Origin of the sequence: Caballeronia sp. LjRoot29 (assembly GCF_964252755.1) — a bacterium.
Classification (GTDB): Bacteria; Pseudomonadota; Gammaproteobacteria; order Burkholderiales; family Burkholderiaceae; genus Caballeronia.
In genome coordinates, this window is the sequence record NZ_CAXUPU020000012.1 from 87,775 (window position 1) to 109,373 (window position 21,599).

General features: G+C 59.0%; 15 protein-coding genes and 2 pseudogenes. 6 read left to right on the forward strand and 11 right to left on the reverse strand.

Annotation, left to right across the window (positions count from 1 at the left end):
- Nucleotides 1-17: 17 nt before the first annotated feature.
- Nucleotides 18-629, forward strand: a complete 612-nt coding sequence (locus tag ACSQ83_RS15765) for an acetate uptake transporter (protein WP_436228796.1) — start codon at nucleotides 18-20, stop codon at nucleotides 627-629.
- 425 nt (nucleotides 630-1,054) lie between these two features.
- Here ACSQ83_RS15765 and ACSQ83_RS15770 read toward each other — a convergent pair whose 3' ends face one another.
- Nucleotides 1,055-1,648 (reverse strand): lipocalin family protein, encoded by a 594-nt coding sequence (locus ACSQ83_RS15770; RefSeq protein ID WP_436228797.1) that lies wholly within the window; start codon nucleotides 1,646-1,648, stop codon nucleotides 1,055-1,057.
- A 925-nt stretch (nucleotides 1,649-2,573) separates the two neighbouring features.
- Here ACSQ83_RS15770 and ACSQ83_RS15775 point away from each other — a divergent pair.
- Nucleotides 2,574-5,447: an ATP-dependent Clp protease ATP-binding subunit gene (locus ACSQ83_RS15775; protein ID WP_436228798.1), complete on the forward strand. Its 2,874-nt coding sequence runs from the start codon at nucleotides 2,574-2,576 to the stop codon at nucleotides 5,445-5,447.
- 485 nt (nucleotides 5,448-5,932) lie between these two features.
- On the opposite strand, the pseudogene ACSQ83_RS15780 reads toward ACSQ83_RS15775, so the two are convergent.
- A pseudogene (locus ACSQ83_RS15780) lies at nucleotides 5,933-7,083 on the reverse strand (IS110 family transposase).
- A 395-nt stretch (nucleotides 7,084-7,478) separates the two neighbouring features.
- Here ACSQ83_RS15780 and ACSQ83_RS15785 point away from each other — a divergent pair.
- The 4 genes from ACSQ83_RS15785 (at nucleotide 7,479) to ACSQ83_RS15800 (ending at nucleotide 12,623) form a co-directional block, all read left to right on the forward strand.
- Nucleotides 7,479-7,781 carry a DUF1488 domain-containing protein gene (locus ACSQ83_RS15785; RefSeq protein WP_436228799.1) on the forward strand — a complete coding sequence of 101 codons (303 nt, stop codon included), beginning with the start codon at nucleotides 7,479-7,481 and terminating at the stop codon, nucleotides 7,779-7,781.
- Between the two features lie 422 nt (nucleotides 7,782-8,203).
- Nucleotides 8,204-9,019, forward strand: a complete 816-nt coding sequence (locus ACSQ83_RS15790; protein ID WP_436228800.1) for a polysaccharide deacetylase family protein — start codon at nucleotides 8,204-8,206, stop codon at nucleotides 9,017-9,019.
- Complete coding sequence (locus ACSQ83_RS15795) at nucleotides 9,016-10,281, forward strand: putative glycoside hydrolase (RefSeq protein WP_436228801.1); 1,266 nt, start codon at nucleotides 9,016-9,018, stop codon at nucleotides 10,279-10,281. Before ACSQ83_RS15790 ends, ACSQ83_RS15795 begins: the two co-directional genes overlap by 4 nt.
- Complete coding sequence (locus tag ACSQ83_RS15800) at nucleotides 10,236-12,623, forward strand: serine hydrolase (protein ID WP_436228802.1); 2,388 nt, start codon at nucleotides 10,236-10,238, stop codon at nucleotides 12,621-12,623. The genes ACSQ83_RS15795 and ACSQ83_RS15800 overlap by 46 nt, the downstream gene beginning before the upstream one ends.
- A 46-nt stretch (nucleotides 12,624-12,669) precedes the next feature.
- Here ACSQ83_RS15800 and fabI read toward each other — a convergent pair whose 3' ends face one another.
- The 9 genes and pseudogenes from fabI to ACSQ83_RS15845 form a co-directional block, all read right to left on the reverse strand.
- Nucleotides 12,670-13,431 carry an enoyl-ACP reductase FabI gene (fabI, locus tag ACSQ83_RS15805; protein WP_179841460.1) on the reverse strand — a complete coding sequence of 254 codons (762 nt, stop codon included), beginning with the start codon at nucleotides 13,429-13,431 and terminating at the stop codon, nucleotides 12,670-12,672.
- An 8-nt stretch (nucleotides 13,432-13,439) separates the two neighbouring features.
- Nucleotides 13,440-14,633, reverse strand: coding sequence for an acetate/propionate family kinase (locus tag ACSQ83_RS15810; protein WP_436228803.1), 1,194 nt, complete (start codon nucleotides 14,631-14,633; stop codon nucleotides 13,440-13,442).
- Nucleotides 14,630-16,036, reverse strand: a complete 1,407-nt coding sequence (locus ACSQ83_RS15815; RefSeq protein ID WP_097275537.1) for a bifunctional enoyl-CoA hydratase/phosphate acetyltransferase — start codon at nucleotides 16,034-16,036, stop codon at nucleotides 14,630-14,632. Before ACSQ83_RS15815 ends, ACSQ83_RS15810 begins: the two co-directional genes overlap by 4 nt.
- A gap of 8 nt (nucleotides 16,037-16,044) precedes the next feature.
- Complete coding sequence (locus ACSQ83_RS15820) at nucleotides 16,045-17,838, reverse strand: PHA/PHB synthase family protein (protein ID WP_436228804.1); 1,794 nt, start codon at nucleotides 17,836-17,838, stop codon at nucleotides 16,045-16,047.
- 167 nt (nucleotides 17,839-18,005) lie between these two features.
- On the reverse strand, nucleotides 18,006-18,491 hold the full coding sequence (locus ACSQ83_RS15825; RefSeq protein ID WP_436186594.1) for a hypothetical protein: 486 nt from the start codon (nucleotides 18,489-18,491) through the stop codon (nucleotides 18,006-18,008).
- Between the two features lie 193 nt (nucleotides 18,492-18,684).
- On the reverse strand, nucleotides 18,685-19,332 hold the full coding sequence (locus tag ACSQ83_RS15830; protein WP_436228805.1) for a hypothetical protein: 648 nt from the start codon (nucleotides 19,330-19,332) through the stop codon (nucleotides 18,685-18,687).
- Nucleotides 19,333-19,464: 132 nt separating this feature from the next.
- On the reverse strand, nucleotides 19,465-19,911 hold the full coding sequence (locus ACSQ83_RS15835) for a hypothetical protein (protein WP_436186596.1): 447 nt from the start codon (nucleotides 19,909-19,911) through the stop codon (nucleotides 19,465-19,467).
- A 221-nt stretch (nucleotides 19,912-20,132) separates the two neighbouring features.
- Nucleotides 20,133-21,275, reverse strand: a complete 1,143-nt coding sequence (locus ACSQ83_RS15840) for an ABC transporter permease (RefSeq protein ID WP_436228806.1) — start codon at nucleotides 21,273-21,275, stop codon at nucleotides 20,133-20,135.
- Nucleotides 21,272-21,592, reverse strand: a pseudogene (locus ACSQ83_RS15845) (TolC family protein); the annotation flags it as partial. The gene ACSQ83_RS15840 and the pseudogene ACSQ83_RS15845, both read right to left, overlap by 4 nt.
- Nucleotides 21,593-21,599 lie beyond the last annotated feature (7 nt).

Genomic DNA, 21,599 nt, shown 5'->3' on the forward strand with positions numbered 1-21,599 from the left:
CCTCAGGAGACTGCATCATGAACATCAAAACACCCAACCCCGCGTCGCTCGGGCTCGCCGGATTTGCTCTGACAACCTGGCTGCTCAGCATGATCAACGCTGGGTGGTTCACAGGCGACGCCATGGGCATGGTGCTCGCCGTCGCCTTCGCTTACGGTGGCACAGCACAGGCACTAGCCGGGCTCATGGAGATACCGCGCGGCAACACGTTCGGCGCCACCGCTTTCCTCAGCTACGGGGCATTCTGGTGGTCGCTCGCGCTTTTTGTGCTGTTCCTGCACGACAAGGTGCCGGCCGCCTTTATTGGCTGGTACTTGTTCCTGTGGGGCGTATTCACGCTGTATATGTGGGTCGCGACCTGGCGCTCGGCGCGTGCGCTGCAATTGGTGTTCTTCGTCCTTTGGATCACATTTTTCGTGCTGGCCGCAAGCGAATGGACCGGTCTCGTGTGGCTGCATCACGCGGGAGGCTATTGCGGTCTCGTCACAGCGGCGCTCGCGTTCTATCTGTCCGCAGCAGAAATCATCAACGAGATGCACGGGCGCAGCGTGCTGCCTGTGGGGACAAGCGACACAGCGATCGTAGTGGAAGTTTCGGTTGGCCCGACCGATAACCTGCAACGAACCTGATAAGCGTCACAGGCAGCTGCACCAACGGTGACAAGGCGTTTGTATAACCGCTTACGCTACTTCGCAGCCATGCTTGCCCTGGACATCGGACAAGCGTGGCACGCAGCATGCGATGGTTGCAGCGACACCGTATTTCGCAGGACTTGACCCATTGAAGACCACATCGTGAAAGACCGCGGCAAGCGCAGCCAATGCGACAAACATAGAGTTACCCTAGCGAAAATTCCTGGTGCAGTCCCGATCATTTCGGTTTTCCTGCCGTGCGCCTATCGATGCACCATTTTTCCCTGAAAGCGCACACAACCCCATTAGACGTCGCGGGGGCCACAGATCGCGATTTGCTTACATCACCGGATCACCCTTCCCAACGGGCGCTCGCCTTTCGGCACCACGTCGCACTTGACCAGCCTCCCTTGCCAATGGAATCACTCAGGTTTGCCAGGTGACTGAAAACCCGGTTTCCCAATCTGGCCTGACTGCTGCGGAACGCGCTTGAAGCGGGAGATATCGAAGCCCAGTGCGTCAAGTCGCGATAGCAGCGAAGCATACATTTCGTCGCTAACCTCAGGATCGCGGGCCATGATCCACCCGAGACTCTTGTCTGGAATACCAACAATCGTATATTGGTAATTCTCGTCTACGTACAGTGCGCGGCGTGTCGTGCAGGCCAACCATGAAAAACAGACTTTCCATTCCCCGTTTCGAGTATTCGGCACGATCGTGTCAATGAAAAAGCTACCCTTGACCGGTTGATCAAAACCGTATCGACGCCCGACGAAAGCGTCCATGATCTTGCCGTCGCCGCGCAGCGCCCACTGGGTGTATGTCCCGACATAGTCTTGCTCGCCTAGATACGGAATATTGCCAATCACGTACCAGCGTCCCATGTAACGAGGAAGATCGATTGACACCGCGACCAGAAAGTCGTTTGCGCGGGGATTCGGATTCGGCGGCGCGCCCGCACAAGCCGCAATGGCGAGGAGCAGGGACACACCAACAGCGTGAACAGCGCGGCGCATGGGCTTCCCAAAACGTGAAAGTGAAAGACTTCGGAGCCGGTTTGGAGCGGCGGAATAATTTTCAGCTATTGACGCTAACAGACGCGATCAGTGTCGTCTCCACGTTTTGATTGCATGCCCCCTTAGTACACTCATGAATCGAGGATGGTTCTCCACTTCGTATCTAATGCGATTTTCCGGTGGCACTCTTCCGATGCACCTTGCCCAGTCCGCGATATCCGCAAAATGTGTCCTCGAACAAGTTAGTTCCGTGAGCCATAGCGTCGCGCAATGCTACATAACGGTCTTCGTTGCTCTCCATGCTCGACGGCAGCGTCAGGTCGGGAATAGTCAAGACCGTCCACACAAACCGTTCGAGTTGCTCAGAATCATGGCGTACCTACTCCTCGATCTCCATCGAAGGTTTAGACCGTTAAAGAATATTTACAACGGTAGTCTCATTCCGTTGTCCGCACGATCGATCACAAAGGCGAGAATTCAGTGTGCGCGACGGCGCAGCGCCGACTTTGACACGGATCAACATGACGATTTTTAGATGGTAGTTGCCAATTCATGAGGAATTACATGCAGCACCGCGAAGTCATTTGCGACGAGATTGACAGCCCCTGGTATCAACTGAATTGATGCACGTCTTGACGATTCAGCCTATCTCGGATCCCACGCCGTTCAGCGCACATGCGGTGACCTGGGAAAAAGAGAACCGTTTGTGGATTATGTCGCGCGCGCGCTGGCTTAAGGATCGCCTGCGACCGCGCGGAGATGATGACAAATTCAAGTGCCAAATGCGAACAACAGCATTTCGACTCTAGGTGTTATGCACTTTATTGATCGACCTCAACGATTGCACCGAATGCTTGTCCAGAATTACCGCATCAACAACGGGAAAAGCCGCGAACGCGGCGTCCCAACGACACGGAGGCAAGACATGGTGCAGAAAATGTGCGATTTGTGCGGGGTTCGGCCGGCAGCGGTGCGCGTAGCGGTGATCCAGGATAGGAAAACCCGCCAGATCGATGTGTGTGACTATCACTACGCACAGCTTTCGCGCCATCAACGTCAAGTCTCCCCGCTCGAATCACTGTTCAGGGGCGGGCTATTCGACGATTTCTTCGGCGACCAGCCACCGGTTGGAACTCCGCCGACCAGTTTCGTTCCGTCGGGTACGTCTGGTGAAGCTGAACGTGTGAACCTGCAGCAGCATTTCAGCGACCAGTCGAAGGAAATTCTGCAACGTGCTGCTGAACGAGCGTTGCAGTTCGGCAGGCAGGAAGTTGACACAGAGCATTTGCTCTATGAACTCGTCGACAACGAGACTGTGCAACGCGTATTGGCAACGCTCAAGATTTCCGGTACCGACCTCAAGACGTATATCGAGCAACATGCGTTGAGGGACGAGGCCGTGCCAAAGCGCACCGACGGTCAGATTGCCGTGTCGCCCCGACTCAAAAGCGCCCTCGAACGTGCTTTCCTCGCATCGCGCGAGTTCGGCCAGAATTATGTCGGTCCCGAACATATGCTGACCGGCTTGGCCGAGGTCACCGACAGTTTCGCCGGCGATCTGCTGATGAAATACGGCTTGACGCCACAGGCGCTGCGCCAACAGACGCTGAAGCTGGTCGGAACGGATGAGAACACTGCCGCTGCGCCCAGTGACACTCCCCAACTCGACAAATATAGCCGGGATATCACGCAGCTTGCGCGCGAAGGCAAGCTCGACCCGGTGATAGGCCGCTCCAAGGAAACCGAGACACTTGCAGAAGTGCTCGCAAGACGCAAGAAGAACAACCCTGTACTCATAGGGGAGCCGGGGGTCGGTAAAACTGCGATCGTCGAGGGTCTGGCTCAACGCATGATTAGCGGAGATGTTCCGGAGACGCTGCGCGGCAAACGGCTGATCGAGTTGAATGTGAACTCCCTGGTCGCCGGTTCCAAGTACCGCGGTGAGTTCGAAGAACGCGTTAAGCAGGTGATGGACGAGATCGCCGCGCACAAGGACAAATTGGTCCTGTTTGTCGATGAAGTGCATATGGTTGTCGGCGCGGGCCAAGGCGGAGGCGAAGGCGGCCTCGATATAGCCAACGTATTCAAGCCGCCGATGGCGCGCGGCGAACTTAATTTGATCGGCGCGACCACGCTCGCTGAATACCAGAAATACATTGAGAAAGATGCCGCGCTCGAGCGCCGCTTTCAGCCGGTGCTGGTCGGCGAACCGACTGTCGAGCAAACCATCGGTATCCTGCGCGGCCTGCGCGACCGGCTTGAGGCTCACCACAAGGTGACAATACTTGACGAGGCTTTTGTCGCAGCAGCCGAACTCTCCGACCGCTACATCACCGGCCGTTTCCTTCCGGACAAGGCGATCGATCTGATCGACCAGGCGGCCGCGCGTGAGCATCTGCTATCGACATCTCGACCTGCCGACATTCTCGAACTCGAAGCCGAGATTGCACAAATCCGTCGCGAGCAGGACTACGCCGCCTCGCGCAAGCAGTTCGAGCGCGCGAAGGTGCTGAGCGAGAACCTGGCGACCAAGGAAACGCAACTCACGGATGCCGTCGATCATTGGAAACGCCGGGTGAGTTCCAGCAAGTCCGAGGTGAGCATCGCGCAGGTAGCCGAGATTGTCGCAAAGCTGACGGGCATTCCGGTGGCTGAACTGACGCAAGAAGAAAAGGACAAACTGCTCAAGCTCGAAGATCGACTGCACCAACGCGTCATCGGTCAGGACGAGGCAATCGGCGCAGTCAGCGATGCGGTACGGCGTAGCCGCGCCGGCCTGCAAGGGCGTCGCCAACCGGTTGCAGTGTTCCTGTTCCTCGGGCCGACGGGAGTTGGCAAGACTGAACTGGCCAAGGCCCTCGCTGAATCGGTATTCGGCGACGAAGACGCGATCGTGCGCATTGACATGAGCGAATATATGGAGCGTCATGCCGTGGCGCGCCTGATCGGTGCTCCACCCGGCTATGTGGGCTACGACGAAGGCGGTCAATTGACCGAGCGCGTACGCCGCCGGCCGCACGGCGTGATCCTTTTCGACGAAATCGAAAAAGCGCATCCAGATGTGTACAACCTGCTGCTTCAGGTGTTCGACGAAGGCCGTCTTACAGACGGCAAAGGGCGCGTGATCGACTTCGCCAATACGCTCATCATTGCCACAAGCAACCTTGCATCGGACGTCATCAGTGGGACAAGGCGCAACAGTCCGGGTTTCCTGCCGAGCAATGGCAACGAACCCGGCAAGGCAGGCAAAGCCGGCACGAGCGACACGCAAGATTCGTTGCACGAAGGCGTGATGACCGTGTTACGGGCACACTTTCGGCCGGAGTTTCTGAATCGGATCGATGAAATCATCATCTTCGAGTCGCTGACACAGGACCAGATCCGTTCGATCGTGCGGCTGCAACTCGATAAGGTCACCCATATGACCAGGAGCCAGGATATCGATCTGGTGTTCGATGAAAGCATCGTGGAACAACTAGTATTCGAAGGCTATCGGCCCGAATATGGTGCTCGCGAGTTGCGTAGGCGAATTCGCCAGGTGATCGAAAATCCGCTCGCGAAGGAGCTGCTCGAAGGCCGGATCAAGGAAGGTAGCCGGATATGTTGTCGCTTCGACACCCAAGAGAAAAAATCGGTGTTTGAGCTGAACGCCCAGCCGGCCAGCGAGCCCAATCGGGTGGCGGATCCAACCATGGCCGACGAAAAAAAGGTCGACAAACCTGAGAAGAAACCTCGCAAACCGCGGGGCCCAACGCGCAATCGAGGTGACGTGGAAGATCCCAAGGAGGTGACAGCATAACGCCGGATGCATCGGATCGAGGTGCCGCCATTTATCGATCGCGCGGATGCAACGTGACAGTAACTTCTATGGGGCATTGGAAGTCAAGCCCTTTGGTGATCTGTTTTCCGTGGGTCAGTTACCTCCATGTGAGGGTGCTGCGAGTTGCCCACGGCCGACCAGCGGGTCGCCTGTCACGACCACGACGCTGGCCGGCGGTGGACAACTCGCACAGCAAAGGATTTCTGATTCAAGTTCGGAATCCTTCTTATAAATAAAAATTTCAACACGAGTCAGGTCGGAGTGTCTGATGTCCGGGTAACCGCCCCGGACTAACTTCTATCCGTGCCGGCGCCAGGCCGGTCACCTCATACCGCATGCGCAAAGCGCTGGAACCACTCCGTTACCGACGCGCCCCATCTAAAACTACGCTTGCCCGACGGGCAAGCCTCTTACTGTCCGGGCGCGTCGACCCTCAAGCCGTGTCATCGATCATCATTCGCCGCTCAGGTTGCAATCGTGTTGCTGCCGGGTGGCTTGAGTGTTGCCCCGAGCGGAATCTCGCCCTGTTCCAGATAGCGCCACAAGGCGATCGACAGACGACGCGCAAGCGCCACTATGCCGATGCGTCGCACGCGCTTGCCGCCTCCCGCGAAGCGCTCTTTGAACCACTGACTCAGCTGGCTGGCCGGCTGGAAGCGCAGCCAGCTCCACGCGAGTTCCACCATCAGCCATCGCGCCCGTTTGTTGCCGGCCTTGCTGATGCCCTGTTCGACTTCGCTGGTGCCGCTTGCGTAAGGCGTGGGCGCCAGGCCCAGGCAGCCGGCGACTTCACGGCGGTTGTGAAACTGCCGCCAGCCGAACAGTTCCTTGACCAGGGTCCACGCACTTCCGGTGCCGATACCCGCAAGCCTCGACAGCACCGCGTCGCGGGTTGCGCACCGCTGTGGACCTGACGCTCCTGCAGCGTCTCAAGCGTCCTGATCTGCTTGGCAACAAGCGACAGCCGCTCGAACTCGCGTTCAATCTCGGAGCGCAAACCTTGTAACAGCTGCCCGGCCTGCTGAGCCCACCAGTGCGCCCAAGCGCGCCCACCGATGCGCTCGACCCGCAAGTTGTGCAACACCAGCAGCGAACGGATCCGGTTGCTGTGGGCGGTGCGCTCTTGCCGCAGACGCCCGAGTTCCCGATGCACGCGCCGCTCATCCTCCTGCTCGGGCGTTGGGATCCTCGCGACCGCCCACACCCGCCGTTCACCCGCGTGGTAGCGCATCAGCATCGACAGCAGCTTGTCGCTGTCGAGCCGATCCGTCTTCGCACGGCGTGCCCGCCGGTTCACTTCGATACTGGCCGGGTCAACTACGAGGTTGGTGACCCCTTGTCCGCTCAGCCAGCGGTGCAGCCAGAAGCCGTCTCGCCCGGCCTCATAGCAACTGCACACGGGAGCATCAGCGCCTAGATGGCAGCGGGCTTTGGCTTTCGCGATCGCGGTCACGACCGCCGCCGTATCGCCGGCCACCACCGTACACCGGCTCGGCGCGCGCACACCGTCGCCCAGTGACAGCTTCCAGCTCTTATCGCCCAATTCGAAGGCGACGTACAGCCGCCCGATGATCGTTGTATGTTGCCCTTGAAGGGCCGTGACAGGCGCATCCATTTCCGTGCTCCTTTCGAAAAACGGGTATCCGAATCCTCCGTTTTACTCCAAGGGGCTTACTCTCGCTGACCTTCCATAGTATCTAATCGCGGCTTCTTGGCGAACCGGTTAGACGTTTTATTTCCCTTGATGAGGCGAGCACTTTCGATCCGCTCGATGCACCCCATATCTCGCCGCGTCGGCACGGGTTTCAAAGTTGACATGAACGCAGCGCGATACAAGGGCAAGGCTCGTTGCGTGTGCGCAGGACGACGCGGCAAGTATTCCCGAAAATTCCGGAGCGCACGTCAGCGCATCGGACCTGGGGATCGAAGGTTTCGCTGCTATGCAAAATAGGCCCGCTGCACGAACTTTCTTCGATCAGCAACGCCATTTACAGTAGCGGAATGTCAGAGATGCATATCACTTTCCCATCGTTACCGCCTGAGTACCGTGGATGGAACCTCACTGTCGGCTTTGCTACGCGTGTCGATGGGGAAGACATCGACTGCGCAGGATCGGCAGAAGCGCTCGAAGACCATTTTGGCGCCACATCATCGAGTGCAGCTGACCTGCTCGACGCATTCAACCAGCACCGATCACAAATCGAACGCATGGCGCGAAACCTGTTACGCGAAGTGCATACGAAAGAACTGCTGATGCGTAGCGGCCACTTCCGGTTTGAATCGGAGCGTCGTCTAGATGACGCCAAGACCTAGGTTGCGCGATTCTGAATCTAGAAACACTCGCGAATCACCTATAGCTGGGATTGCGCACCGTTCTTCTGTGTGTCTTCTCGCCCCCTCCGGACGACCGGTTTGAGAAGCCGCCAACGAGGGGGCGCCGGGCACTGACATTTGATCTAAGTCATGCCTGCAGGTGCAGCAAGGGTGCAACATTAAGCAATTAAAGAACGCAACGCCATCCAAGGTGCGCCCAATGCATCAAAGCATCCGCGAGAAAATATGTCAGCCAAGTTGATGGGGCGCCCCAATGCGCGTGCAATTGCCTTAGCAAAGGTAACGCGGTTCTCTCTCAAGGTAGATGCGACGCCACACGTCACGCTTGCGCTTCATCTGCCCTGCCTTTGCAAGGTTGTGTCAGGGCAATCTGCCCTGGTCCTGCTCCCGCGAGCGAACCGATGAACCGGGCGCTCAGTTTCCGGCTGCTGCGAATGCTGGCGTTCGCGTGGTTGGTGGTGACATCCTCAGTGCACGCCTCAGCGAGCGAAGCGCATGTCGTGATCCTCGTCTATCATCGCTTTGCGCTTACCGCTCAGGATTCGATGACCGTACGCACCGACACGTTTGAGGCGCAATTGCAATCCTTGCGTACGCACGGCTATCAGGTCGTTCCTTTGCGCGATGTCATCAAGTGGCTGAACGACCCCACTGCGACATTGCCACCCAAGACCGCAGTGCTTACCGTGGATGACGGCCATCGTTCGGTGTTCGATATACTACGGCCAATCGCAATCCGTGACCGCTTGCCGGTCACCTTGTTCGTTTATCCATCGGCTATTTCGAACGCGTCCTACGCGCTTACGTGGGATCAGCTACGCACACTCAAGCAGACCGGATTGTTCGACGTCCAGTCCCATACCTACTGGCATCCCAATTTCAAGATCGAGCGCAAGCGGCTTTCGCCAGCTGAGTTCATCCAGTTTGTTCGTGCGCAACTGCAGCGATCCCGAACGCGTATCGAGGCTGAGGTCGGCGGTCACGTCGACATGCTCGCGTGGCCGTTCGGCATCTACGACGCCCCGCTTATGGCGCTTGCTGCCAGCGAAGGATATGTCGCTGCTTTCACGCTGGACGGCCACGCTGTCAAAAGACAATCAGCAATGCTGGCACTGCCGCGTTTTCTCATCATCGACGCGTATAACGCGAGCGCATTCGCGCGGCTGCTCGGCGAGACCGAAGGGCGATCGGTAACCGCGTCAGAGTCCCGGCCATGAGGTGGCCAAGTGTTTTCTGGCGAGTCGCGAGCACCGGCCTTTCGGTCGTTGCGCTGCTCGTCAGCCCGGGGGCCATTGCTGTAACCGGCGTCGTGATCGATGCGACTACTCGATTGCCGGTTGCCGAGGCTATTGTCACCACCGCGTCGGGAACCATCCTGGCCGGCCGCGACGGAAGCTTCACAGTGGAACGTCCGGGAACAAGCATCGCGGCGCGCTCGCCCGGTTACCTGCGCACACGAGCCGCAGTCTCTGGAGACGAGCCCGTCACGCTTATCCTGACACCCTTTCGTCCGAAGGCGGTGTATCTATCCGTCTATGGCGTGAACAGCCCGTCCCTGCGCGAAGCGGCCGTCAACCTGCGGGACAGTACGGCGATCAACGCGCTGGTCATCGACGTCAAAGGCGACCGCGGTCTTACGCCGTACCCTAGCGAGGCGCGCGAGGCGATCGGAGCCAACGCTCAACTCAAGACGCGTGCGCCCGTCGCAAAAGACCTCTCGGCGGTACTCGCCGAGCTGCATCGAAAGAACTTTTATCTGATCGGCCGCATTGTGGTGTTCAAGGACGATCCACTTGCTGATGCACATCCTGGCTGGGCTGTTCATGACGCCGCCGGTCATCCGTGGCGCGACCGCGAAAAGCTGCAATGGATGGACCCTTTTTCACATGACGTCTGGAAACACAATCTCGACATCGCGGAGGAAGCGGCACGCCTGGGCTTCGACGAGATCCAGTTCGACTACGTGCGTTTCCCCGATGCCAGCGGCCTTCAGTTCGCGCTGCCGAACACACGTGCAAACCGGACCGCCGCGATCGTCGGCTTTCTGAAGGCTGCTCGTGAACGGCTCGCACCCTATAACGTGTTTGTGTCGGCGGACATCTTCGGTTACGTCTGCTGGAATCTCGACGACACGGCGATCGGTCAGGACATCCAGACGCTGGGCGCTGCGCTAGACTATATTTCACCGATGCTTTATCCCTCCGGCTTCACGTGGGGGCTGCCCGGCTGCACGAAGCCGGTCGACGATCCCGGCCAGATCGTGCGCCGCTCGCTCGCCGAAGCCCAGCGGCGCACCGGTCTTCCCGGCGTGCGCTTCCGGCCGTGGCTGCAGGCGTTCAGGGACTACGCGTTCGATCATCGAGATTTCAATGCGGAGGCGATTCGCGCACAGACGCAAGCCGCCGACGCATCCAGTACGGATGGATGGATGTTATGGAATCCTCGAAACCAGTACGACGCCGCCGAGCTTCCGCGCTGAGTCGTTTATGGCACCGCGTCCTTCTATGCTCGTTCCTGCTCGCCGCAAGTGGCGCCCAGTGCGGTGAACTGGACGCTGTCGCACGCGCTCAACTCGATCTCATCGTAGCGGCGCAGATTGAGGCAGGCAGGTCCCCGGGCGCAGTGGTGGTGACGGGCGACGCGCATGGCATATCGTATGAAAAAGCGTTTGGACTTCGCGTGGCTGGGCAGCGCCCGGAGCCAATGACCGTTGACACGGTGTTCGACCTCGCGTCCCTTACAAAAGCCATTGCGACGACCACGGCAATCCTGCAACTGGTCGAAGATGGACAACTGCAACTCGACGCGCCCGCCGCACGCTACTGGCCTGCATTTGCTGCGAATGGAAAGCAACATGTGACCGTGCGCGAACTGCTTGCGCATACCTCGGGCTTGCGCCCCGGCTTGCCTGTGCTGCCTGCTGCAGCGACTCCAGCAAGCGTCTTGCGAGACGTTGCCGCCGAGCGCCTGCATGCCGAACCCGACACTCGCGTGATCTACAGTGATCTGAATTTCGTGGTACTAGGCGAGCTCGTGCAGCGAATCACACACCGCTCGCTTGATCGCTACTGTCGAACTCACGTATTCGATCCGCTCGGAATGGCCGACACCGGTTACCTTCCTGACAGTGAACATGCGTTGCGCAGCGCTGCGACGACGGCCGACCGCGAAGGCATGCGCCGGGGTCGTGTTCACGATCCTCTCGCTTCCGCGATGGGTGGCGTGTCTGGTAACGCCGGCGTCTTCTCCACTGCGCAAGACCTCGCCCGGTTCGCGCAGATGATCTTGAACAACGGACGCGCTGGCGAGGTGCAGATCTTGAAGACGTCGAGTGTCACGGCGCTTGCAACGCCCGCGTCGCCCTCTTCGATACTGCCGTTGCGGGGTCTGGGATGGGAATTGAGCGCCCCACTCGCTTCCAATCGGGACCGATTGCCTCCCGTCGGATCGATCGGTCACACGGGCTATACCGGCACTGGAATCTGGATCGACTTTGTATCCCAAAAGTGGGTCATTATCCTCACGAACCGCGTGTATCCGGATGATAAAGGCGATGCTCGGCCGCTTCGTGAGCAAGTGCTTGGATTGCTGGCGAGCCGCGAGCCCGAGATCGATATCCGGGATGTTGAACAGCGACTTCCATGGACCGCTCCCGCGATTGCCGCGGCGTCCATCCTGCCCGTGTCGACCGGTCCGCTCAAAACCGGCATCGATGTTCTCGAGGACCAGCAGTTCGCTCCGCTGTCGGGTCTGCGAATCGGACTGGTTACGAACCGCAGCGGCTTTGATGCGAATGGCAGGCGTACGATCGACGTACTCGAACAAGCGCCGGGCATCACGCTTGCGGCATTGTTCGCGCCAGAGCATGGGCTGGACACGAACCGGGACGAACGCATTGGTGACTCCCACGACGCTGCTACGGGCCTCGCCGTGCACAGCCTTTATGGAAACAGCCAGCGCTTTTCGGACGCGTCGCTCGAAGGGCTCGACGCACTGGTTTTCGACATTCAGGACGCCGGGGTTCGCTTCTTCACTTACGAAACCACGCTTGGCTACGCACTTGAAGCCGCAGCACGCCGGAAGATTCCACTCTTTGTACTCGATCGTCCCGATCCGCTTGGTGCCGAGCGCTTCGGCGGACCCGTGCTGGACTCCGGACACGAGTCGTTCACAGGCTTTTTCCCATTACCTCTGTTGCCCGGCATGACCGTAGGAGAACTTGCAGCGCTCTTTAATCAGGAACGGCTTATTGGCGCGGACTTGAGAGTCATTCCGATGCATGGGTACCAGCGCTCGATGCGCATAGCTGATACCGGACTTGGTTGGGTGCCTTTGTCACCGAACCTGCGCACCGCGTCCCAGCTCGATCTATACCCGGACGTCGCGCTGCTCGAAGGCGCCAACGTAAGCGTCGGCCGCGGCACGCCGCACCCTTTCGAGTGGATCGGTGCACCCTGGATCGACGGCGTGCGCCTGGCCCAAACCCTGAACGACCTTGACACCGGAGCCCGCTTCGAGCCAGTCGACTTCGTGCCCACCGAGTCCGCCTATCGCGGCGAACTTTGCCACGGGGTTAGCATCGTCTCTCATGAACCGTCACGACAAACGGCTCGCCTCGGACTGGCACTGCTCTCCGCGCTGCTACGTCTATATCCCCAAACCTTCGACCTCAAAGCCACACGCGATGCCGTTGGCTCAAAAGCGATATGGCAAGCCATCCGCCAAGGGGCGGATCGCGAAACCCTCGAAGCGCTCGAGGCGGAAGAGTTGGGTCGTTTCGGGTTGCTACGCGCACGCTATCTGCGTTATCCAGGCGAATGATGTCACGCATATTCACCTTGAACCGTCGATGAAAACCGAGCGTGCGTCAGGCCACCACATGAAAACCGGCGTCAGCGTAGATGGTCGAACCAGTGAGCGTCATGCCGACGTCGCTGGCGAGCACGGCTGCGATACGCCCAATCTCCTCGATCGTGACAAGATGCTGCGCAGGGGTTCGCGCACGGACCTCGTCGAGCAGCACATCGAAGTGATCCAGACCCGACGCCGCACGCGTCTTCACCGCGCCGGCGGAGATTGCGTGAACATGAACCCGCCGGGCCGCGAGATCGGCTGCGAGGTAACGCACGCTTGATTCGAGCGCCGCCTTGACCGGTCCCATCAGGTTGTAGTGATCGACGGCCCGTTCGGCGCCGTAGAAACTGACGGTCATGAGGCTGCCGCCATCGGTCATCAGAGGCAGCGCCATCTTCGCCATGCGGATGAATGAATGGCAGGACACGTCCATCGCAAGGGCGAACCCCTCTGCAGAGCAATCGGCAAGGCTCGCGTGAAGGTCGCCAGCGGGCGCGAAGGCGATCGAGTGGAGCACGAAGTCCAGTTTCCCCCACTCCCTCTTGATCCTTTCGAACACGGCTTCGAGCTCGCCCGGCACACTGACATTGCAGGGCATGATGAGCGCTGCCGGCAGGGTTTCGGCGACGGCGCGCACGTACGGTTCGGCCTTTTCGTTCAGATAGGTGATCGCGAGGTCCGCGCCGGCAAGTCGAAACAGGCGCGCACAGCCGGTGGCAATGCTATGTTCATTCGCAATGCCAATGACCAGGCCACGCTTGCCGGATAAATCGATGATGTCGTTCATACTGTTACTCCCTCGCTGTGAAGAATCGAAATGGCCTCGTTCGCGATGATCTGCTCTTCGTCGGTCTCGAGCACCAGCACGGCAATGCGACTCCGTTCCGAACTGATGACGCTTGCGTTGTCCGCGTTAGCCCGGTGATCGATTTCGACGCCGAACCACGCGAGTCGCTCGCATATGGCTGATCGGACCTCAGGCTGGTGTTCGCCGATACCGGCGGTAAAGATCAGGCAATCCAGGCCGCCAAGGGTGGTGGCAAGCCGGCCTGCTTCACCCGCAATCCGAAACGCAAACAGTTCGAGTGCTTCGCGTGCTTCGGGCTGGTTGCTAGCGCTCAACTCGCGGCTGTCCGCGCTCAATCCTGAGATCCCGAGTAATCCGGACTGTTCGTACAGGATCTTTTCGATTTCGGCTGCACTCAGGCCTTGCTGCTGAAGCAGATAAAGGACGACGCCAGCATCAAGCGCCCCGCAGCGCGTTGCCATCGGAATACCGTCGAGGGTCGAAAATCCCATGCTGGTGTCCCGGCTCGCGCCTGAGCTCATCGCACACAGGCTCGCGCCGCTGCCGAGATGCGCCGCAATCACGTTCCGGTTTGCGATCTGGGGAAACTTGCGGGCGAGGGACTCCGCGATGAACCGGTACGAGAGGCCGTGAAAACCATAACGCTTGACGCCCTCGTCGAAGAAACGGCGCGGTAGCGCGAAGCGGCGTACAAGATCCGTTTGCGTGCGATGAAAGGCAGTGTCGAATGAGGCCGATTGCACGAGGTGGGGCCTCAGGTGTCGAACCGCACGAATCAGCCGCACGCTCTGCGGTTGGTGCAACGGCGCGAGCGGTATCAGCGATTCGATAGTGGCGAGCGTTTCGTTTGTGATCGCGACAGGCCCGGAAAACGTGTCGCCGCCGTGCACTACGCGATGCCCCACCGAGACGACATCTGCCATCGGGAAGTGTGTCGCGAACCAGTTGAGCGTTTCGTCCAGCACTTCGTGCAGGTCTTCGGTGACGGCCGATCGCAGCGCGATGTCGTGAACCGTGTCGCCGTTGACCAGATGCAGCGAGAGCGGCGTGTGCCGGAAGTCGATCGTGCCTTGGCCGGTCCGCGTCGCACCATTAGCGGAGACCTGAAACAAGCCTATTTTGACTGACGATGAACCAGCGTTAAAGGTTAGCATCAGCGGGCTGCTCATGTTGGTAGCACCCTCTTGCCAAGCGTACGTTGTGCGACGATCCTTGCGAGCGCCACGGAAGCCAACCGCACCCGCAAGCTGTCAGCACGGCTTGTCATGATGATCGGCAGGCGCGCACCAAGCACAAGGCCCGCCGCATCGGCGCCGCCAAAGTACATCAGTTGCTTCGCGAGCATGTTGCCTGCTTCCAGGTCGGGCACGAGCAGGATGTCGGCCTGGCCGGCGACTGCTGAAGCGATACCCTTGGTTTTTGCCGCGGCAAGACTGATGGCGTTATCGAAGGCGAGCGGGCCGTCGACGAGCGCACCGCGAATCTGGCCGCGTGCAGCCATCACGGTGAGAGCAGCCGCGTCCAGCGTGGTCTGCATGCGCGGGTTGACAGTTTCGATTGCCGCAAGGACGGCGAGGCGCGGCTGCTCGATACCCAGCAAGTGCAGCAGGTCGATTGTGTTCTGACAGATATCGCGTTTCTGCTCGAGCGACGGCGTGACGTTGACCGCCGCGTCCGTAATGAAAAGAGGCTTCGGATAGGCGGGCACATCCATCGCGTAGACGTGGCTGATGCGCCGCTCTGTCCGCAGGCCGGACGCCGGACTCACGATTGCTGATAGTAATTCGTGCGTCTCCAGACTGCCCTTCATCAGTGCGGCGACTCTCCCCGCCGCTCCCAGTTCGACCGCGCGCGCGGCGGCCGCATGGCTGTGTTCGACGGCCTCGATAGTCACTCCATCCAGACTCACCTGAGCCAGTTCAGCAGCCGCGCGTATCTTAGCTTCAGGGCCAATCAGGATTGGATCGATAAGCCCTTCATTGCGGGCCTCGATGGCGGCCTTGATCGCATCGGCGGAACACGGATGGACGATCGCCACGCGCAGGGAAGGCAGCATCCGTGCTTCGCGAATGAAGGCGTCATAGCGATCGTGGCTTCGCACCGAGACATCCGGGCGTGCGATCCGCGGCCACACGATAGACTCGGCCGGCGCAATCACCGTGGCCATGCCTGTCAGCACTACGTCGCCGCGCTGGTTGGTGCAACGCGTATCGAGCAGCACAATTCGTTTGTCCGCGCGTTTTTCCTTGACGCTCACCGTCGCAGTCACCACGTCTCCGGGTACAACCGGATGTCGGAACTGCAGATCCTGATCCAGATAGATCGTGCCCGGTCCAGGCAGTCTCGTGCCCAGCAATGCAGAGATAAGACCGGCTGTCCACATGCCCTGCACGACGACATGACCGAACATATCGTTCACGGCGAAGGCTGCGTCCAGGTGCGCGGGATTAACGTCCCCCGACATCGCGGCGAACAGTTGTATGTCGTCCTGGCCGGCAGTGCGCACAAGCGACGCTGATTCCCCGATCGCGAGTTCATCGAAGGTGCGGTTGTGAAGGAGATTGTCGTCCATGAATATCCTCAATCCTGAAGCACATAGGTGCCGGGCGCGTCCGGCAGGGATGTAAGGTCTTGAGCATGCGGCCCCATATGCGGCGGCGCGACGGTTTCCGCACTCGATTGGGCGGCGAGCCAGTCGGTCCATGCGGGCCACCATGAACCGTCCCGCGATTGTGCAGCTGCAATCCATTCATCGGGCCCGATGCGAAGGTCTGTGGCCGCCGTGTACTCAATCCTGAACTGACGGTTGGCGTGGCCCGGCTCGCTGACGATGCCTGCGTTGTGGCCCCCGCTCGTGAGGACGAACGTGATGTTGGTGCTCGACAGGTAGTGGACCTTGTACACCGAGCGCCAAGGCGCGATATGGTCGCGATCCGTGCCGACCACAAACATGGGTGCACGAAGATTGCGCAACGAGATCGACCGTCCGTCAACCTGATAACGGCTTGCGGCAAGGTCATTGTCGAGAAACAGTTGCCGCAGGTATTCCGAGTGCATCCGATACGGCATGCGAGTTGAGTCGGCATTCCACGCCATCAGGTCGAACATGGGCGTACGCTCGCCCAGCATGTAGTCGTGGATGACGCGCGACCAAAGGAGGTCATTTGACTCCAGCATCTGAAATGCACCCGACATCTGGCTTGCATCGAGATAACCCTTTGACCACATCATGCTTTCAATGAAGTAGACCTCGCTGTCGTCGATGAACAGTTGCAGCTCGCCGGGTTCCGTGAAGTCCGTCTGTGCGGCAAAGAGCGACACCGAGGCAAGCCGCTCGTCGCCGACACCTGCCATTGCTGCCGCCGCAATCGACAACAGCGTGCCACCAAGGCAATACCCTGTCGCATGGACCCGTTGCTCCGGCACGATCTCATTAATGCTGTCGAGCGCGGCCATGACGCCGAGCGTGCGGTAGTCTTCGAGGCTCAGGTTCCGGTCCTCGGCCCCGACGTTGCGCCACGAAATACAGAACACCGTATAGCCCTGAGCGACCAGGAAGCGGATCAGCGAGTTGTGCGGCGAAAGATCGAGGATGTAGTACTTCATGATCCACGCGGGCACAATCAAAATGGGCTCGGCGATCACCTTTTCAGTGGCAGGACTGTACTGGATGAGTTCGATCAGATGGTTGCTAAAGACCACCTTCCCCGGCGTCACCGCAAGAGCGACGCCGACCTTGAACTGATCGGCTCCGGCAGCAGTTTCACCGCCCGCTTGACGACGCGCGTCCTCGAGCATGTTGCGGGCGCCCCGCAGGAGATTGCCGCCGAGCGTAGCTTGGGTTCGCTCAATCACTTCGGGGTTGGTGAATGGCGAATTCGTCGGCGACACCATGTCAAGCAACTGACGTGCACCGAAGCCCACGACGTTTTCGTGGTGCTTGGTCGCACCCGGCACGTCATGAGTGGCAGCTTGCCACCACTGCTCCGTAAGAAGGAACATCTGGGACCATAGCCTGTAGGGCTCGGTCTGCCACACGTCGGCACGGAATCGATGGTCTGCGGGCGCAGGCTCTGCCAGCGGAGAGGAAGCGGCGCCTGTCAACGAACGGAGCATGTAGTCACGTATCACGCGGCCGTTCGCAGCATACAGCGAAGCGAGCTCCGCGCGCTTTCCTGGTGCAACCGAGAGATGGATAAACCAGTCGGCCACGGCCAGCGATAACGCCGCAGGGGACAGGCCGCCCGTGAGGCGAGCTATCGCGGCCTCTTTCGTGTGATCCAGTGCGCGAAAGGGACTGCAGGAGGTACCGGCAACCGGTTGCGGTATAAATGCGCGGTTGTCGTTGACGTCGGTCCGGGAACGGGTATCCATTGGCGATTCCTTCAATAGTCATTGGCTTGGGGCAGGTGCGACGGAGCCGGCTCCAGGAACCCGGCTCGCCCGGCCGCGTCGGCCTGCAGTGTTCGTATCCGGCGAAGCTGCACCGGCAAGGCTCAATGCCCTTAGTCCGCGAACTATCGGATTGCACAGCATTTGTGTCACTGCGAGGCGCGCGTTGCTTCGCATCGGTTCGAATGTCCTTGCCGCGGCGCGATGTCCCGCTCCCTCCTGCGATACGCGCCACTTGCGGCCGCCGCCAGCATGAAGATTGTCCAGACCACGACAAGTGACGGCACGGCTACGTAGCCGACAAGCTGCCAGAACTCGTCTATACGGTCCTGCATAACGGACGCCGCATAAGTGCCTGTGTCATTCGTTGCGTCTGAGAACGTTGCGCGATAAAGAAAAAAGGATCGGCAGATATCGTTGTTCGGCAGCGATGCCGACAGCAGCGAACCGGCTGCCATGGCCCGGACCTCGGCGCACGCGGGCGACGTCATCCCCGCCGTGATCGCTGTGTCAATCGGGTGATCAGCGATCGAGCCCGCCCACGTTATGCCGATTGCGAGTATTGCACCCAGGACTGTTGCTTGCGCGAGTCTGGTCAACCACGGATGCGTATTACGTTTGGATATGGGGTCCATTGCGCTGCTCCGGCGTTCGTTCCGAGGGCTTTCCAAGCAGCAGAATAGGCTCGGGGTCCCTTACCGAAGTTGAGCTATGTCAATGCATAACTACATGGCTTTTTCGCCGCGCGCGCCACCGCCGACGCTCATCACCGTGGCGCCAGGGCTTGCCAGACCGAGTCGCTCGTTTCAGGCCGCGGCAACACCCGTCTCAATCCAGCGGGGACTCGCCGGGAACCTTCGGCCTGCCGGAATCCTTCGATAACGCCGCGCGAAATTCGGAAAGCTGTTGCTGATAGCTCACGGCGTCTCCGTAGACAATGAATTTCTCATACCTGGCGTGAGTCCCAAGCACCCGGTTGGCGTGCTTGATGGGACACCAGTATTGCTCAGTACGAGCTGCAATCTCGGTGCCGTAGGCAATGATTCCATTTGCATAGGCGCAATATAAGCAATTAAATCTCTCCATGAAATTCAGATAGCCTAAATGCCATCTATCAGTGGCGATATAGTCCGAGCGTTTGACTTTCTCGATCTTATACACCGGGAAACAGATAATTTGATAGACGGTGAGCCCCAGATCGAATATCAGAAGCGGCACGATCAACCCGTAGATCACCGGCGCGACCAAAATCGTGGACGGACGGCTCTCGAGAACCCAGCGAAATAGTCCGGTCCTCGACGCGCGATGCGCAGCGCTTACAGAAGCGTCGAACTCGATTCGCTTGCCGTTGACGTGGTAGAAGAGCGGGATCTCCCTGTCATGCAGCGTTGTCTTCAGTTCGTCTTCCAGAGCGCTTATTCGAGCCAGCAGGTGACGTACTTTCTCATTCACAAAACCTCCACGGCCGTTGGTCATACTAGCTCCCGATGGAGCATGCGTCGGCGATAGGGCAACCGCCACGATCGGACAGGCTGACCCGATGTCGCGTCGTCCAATCAGCACGCGCCTGTCTCCACCGTTGGACCGGAACAAGCCAGGAGCGGAGTGTCAATCGTCGTCTGCCACAAAGTGTCGAAAGCCGCGTTCCACCTGTGCCACCTGCCCGGCACAAGTGCCATACATCCAGCCACGGCTACCATCGCTTTCGTACATGCCGCGGCACATCACCTTTATCTTGATTGTTGAGGAGACTCGATCACCCGACATGGACGTCTTTGATGCCCATATATAAAGCACACCAAACTGATGGGGCTCTTTGGTCTCGATAACGTCGTTGTCAGCCCTTCGAATCGGCGTCGTCGAATGTTGAACTATGTAGTCTCTGGTCCGCTGCCAAATAGACTCACAGGACTTCTGTCCAACGCAAGCAATCGATGTCTGTTCGTATGCAACCTGCAACTCTGCGTCTTCCGCGTAATTATCGTTGCGCGTCCCGCCGCCTGCGCAAGCCACGAGGCTAGCGAGCGTGATCACCAGTAAGGTCAACCGTTTCATGTTCGCAGCCACTCCGGTCCTGTCACATTAAGCTCTTAGCCTAGAGATTGCATCGCGCATGTTGTTGATCTGGCTCACGAACCGTTAAACTTGCAGACCTCCCCAAGGCCATTGACTCGATTCATTGACTCAATTCCCTGAGTAAGCAAGCTCGCCAGCCCGTGCTCCCCATATAGGTCCTGTGATTGTCGTAGCTGAGGGCCTTTGCGATGCAGGTCGCGCTACCCCCTGAAAATATCGAAGGGCTCGATCTTGAGTACCTTGCGCACCCCGATGTAGCTGGATATCCCCGCGATCAGCACGACCATACCGAATGCTAATCCCAAATTCCAGAATGTCGTGATCGCGGCGTAGTTGGGCAACATATTTCTCGCGATAGCAATCACCAGTGTCACCAGACCAATCCCGAGACCATATCCTGTGAGCGCCGTAAAGGTCGCCATGAACAGAATCATGTACACCAGTTCACGCCCCTTTGCCCCGATTGCCTTGAGCGCACCGAACTTATCCAGGTTCTCCAGGATGAACGTATAGAAGGTCTGTCCGGAAATGGAAAGTCCAACAATAAAGCTGATGATGGTCATCAACAGGATGTTGGTGCCAATGCCTGTCTGGTAGGTGTAATAGTCGGCAATGCGCTGGTTGAACTCATCTTTGGTCAGGGCGAGATAACCGAGTTTTGCCACTTGCTGCTTGATACGCGGGATGTCGGCTTTGCTCTTCGCCTGCACGAGTACGTAGGAGATGGTGAAACGCGTCCCCGGAATGTATTGGATGGCCCGGTTGTAGGTCGTGTACAGCGTCGGTACGCCGTTCAATCCGTTGGCGGCAACCCGGGCGACGCCGACAATCACGCCGCGATGGTCGTTCAGTTCGAACGTCGTACCGATCTTCGGGTTCTCCATTTTCGAGAATTCCGAGTCGTTGACCACCATGAATGCGTCGTCGGCGTAAATATCCAGAATGTTGGCTTTTTCCATGTCCGGGCGGCCGAACAAGCTCGCGTCGTCCAGACCGACTACGCTTACAGCTTGATAGGTGCCATCGGCGAGCTTAACCTGTGCGCCGCCGATAAAGAGCGGCACCGCGTAACTAACCCCGTCCATGCTGAGCACCGCGTCCAGCAAATAATCGGGCAGAGGAAATGAGGTGGTGGGCGTGTTGACGGCCGGGTCCATGATCCATATCGTCGCACCAATATTGGTGACCGTCGAATAAGCACGGTTAAGGATGCCAGCAAACATAGCCGTCATCTGCACCATTAAAAACACGGCGAACGTGATCCCTATCAGCAGCGCAGAGAACTTGGCCTTGTCGTTGACCAACAGCTTGAACCCTATACGCATGACACCGGCATATTTCATCGCGTCTGGCCCTCGCCTGCCGGATCTTTATCGTTCCACCATCCCCCACCGAGCGCGACAAACAAGGCAACCGTGTCTTGATGACGCTGTGCGACGGCTTGCAGATAGGCAAGAGTCGCCTGGTGGTATTGCACGTCGGCTATCAGCACATCGAGGTAGCCAACCGTTCCCGCGCGGTAGTTCGCCTGTATCAGATACAGCGCTTGCGCAGCGTCGTGCCGTGCTTCAACCTGCGCCTGCAGTGCCTGTGCATCGTGTTCCAACGCCCTCAGGGAATCGGCAACTTGTTCGAATGCCCCAAGTACCGTCTGTCTGTAGCATCGG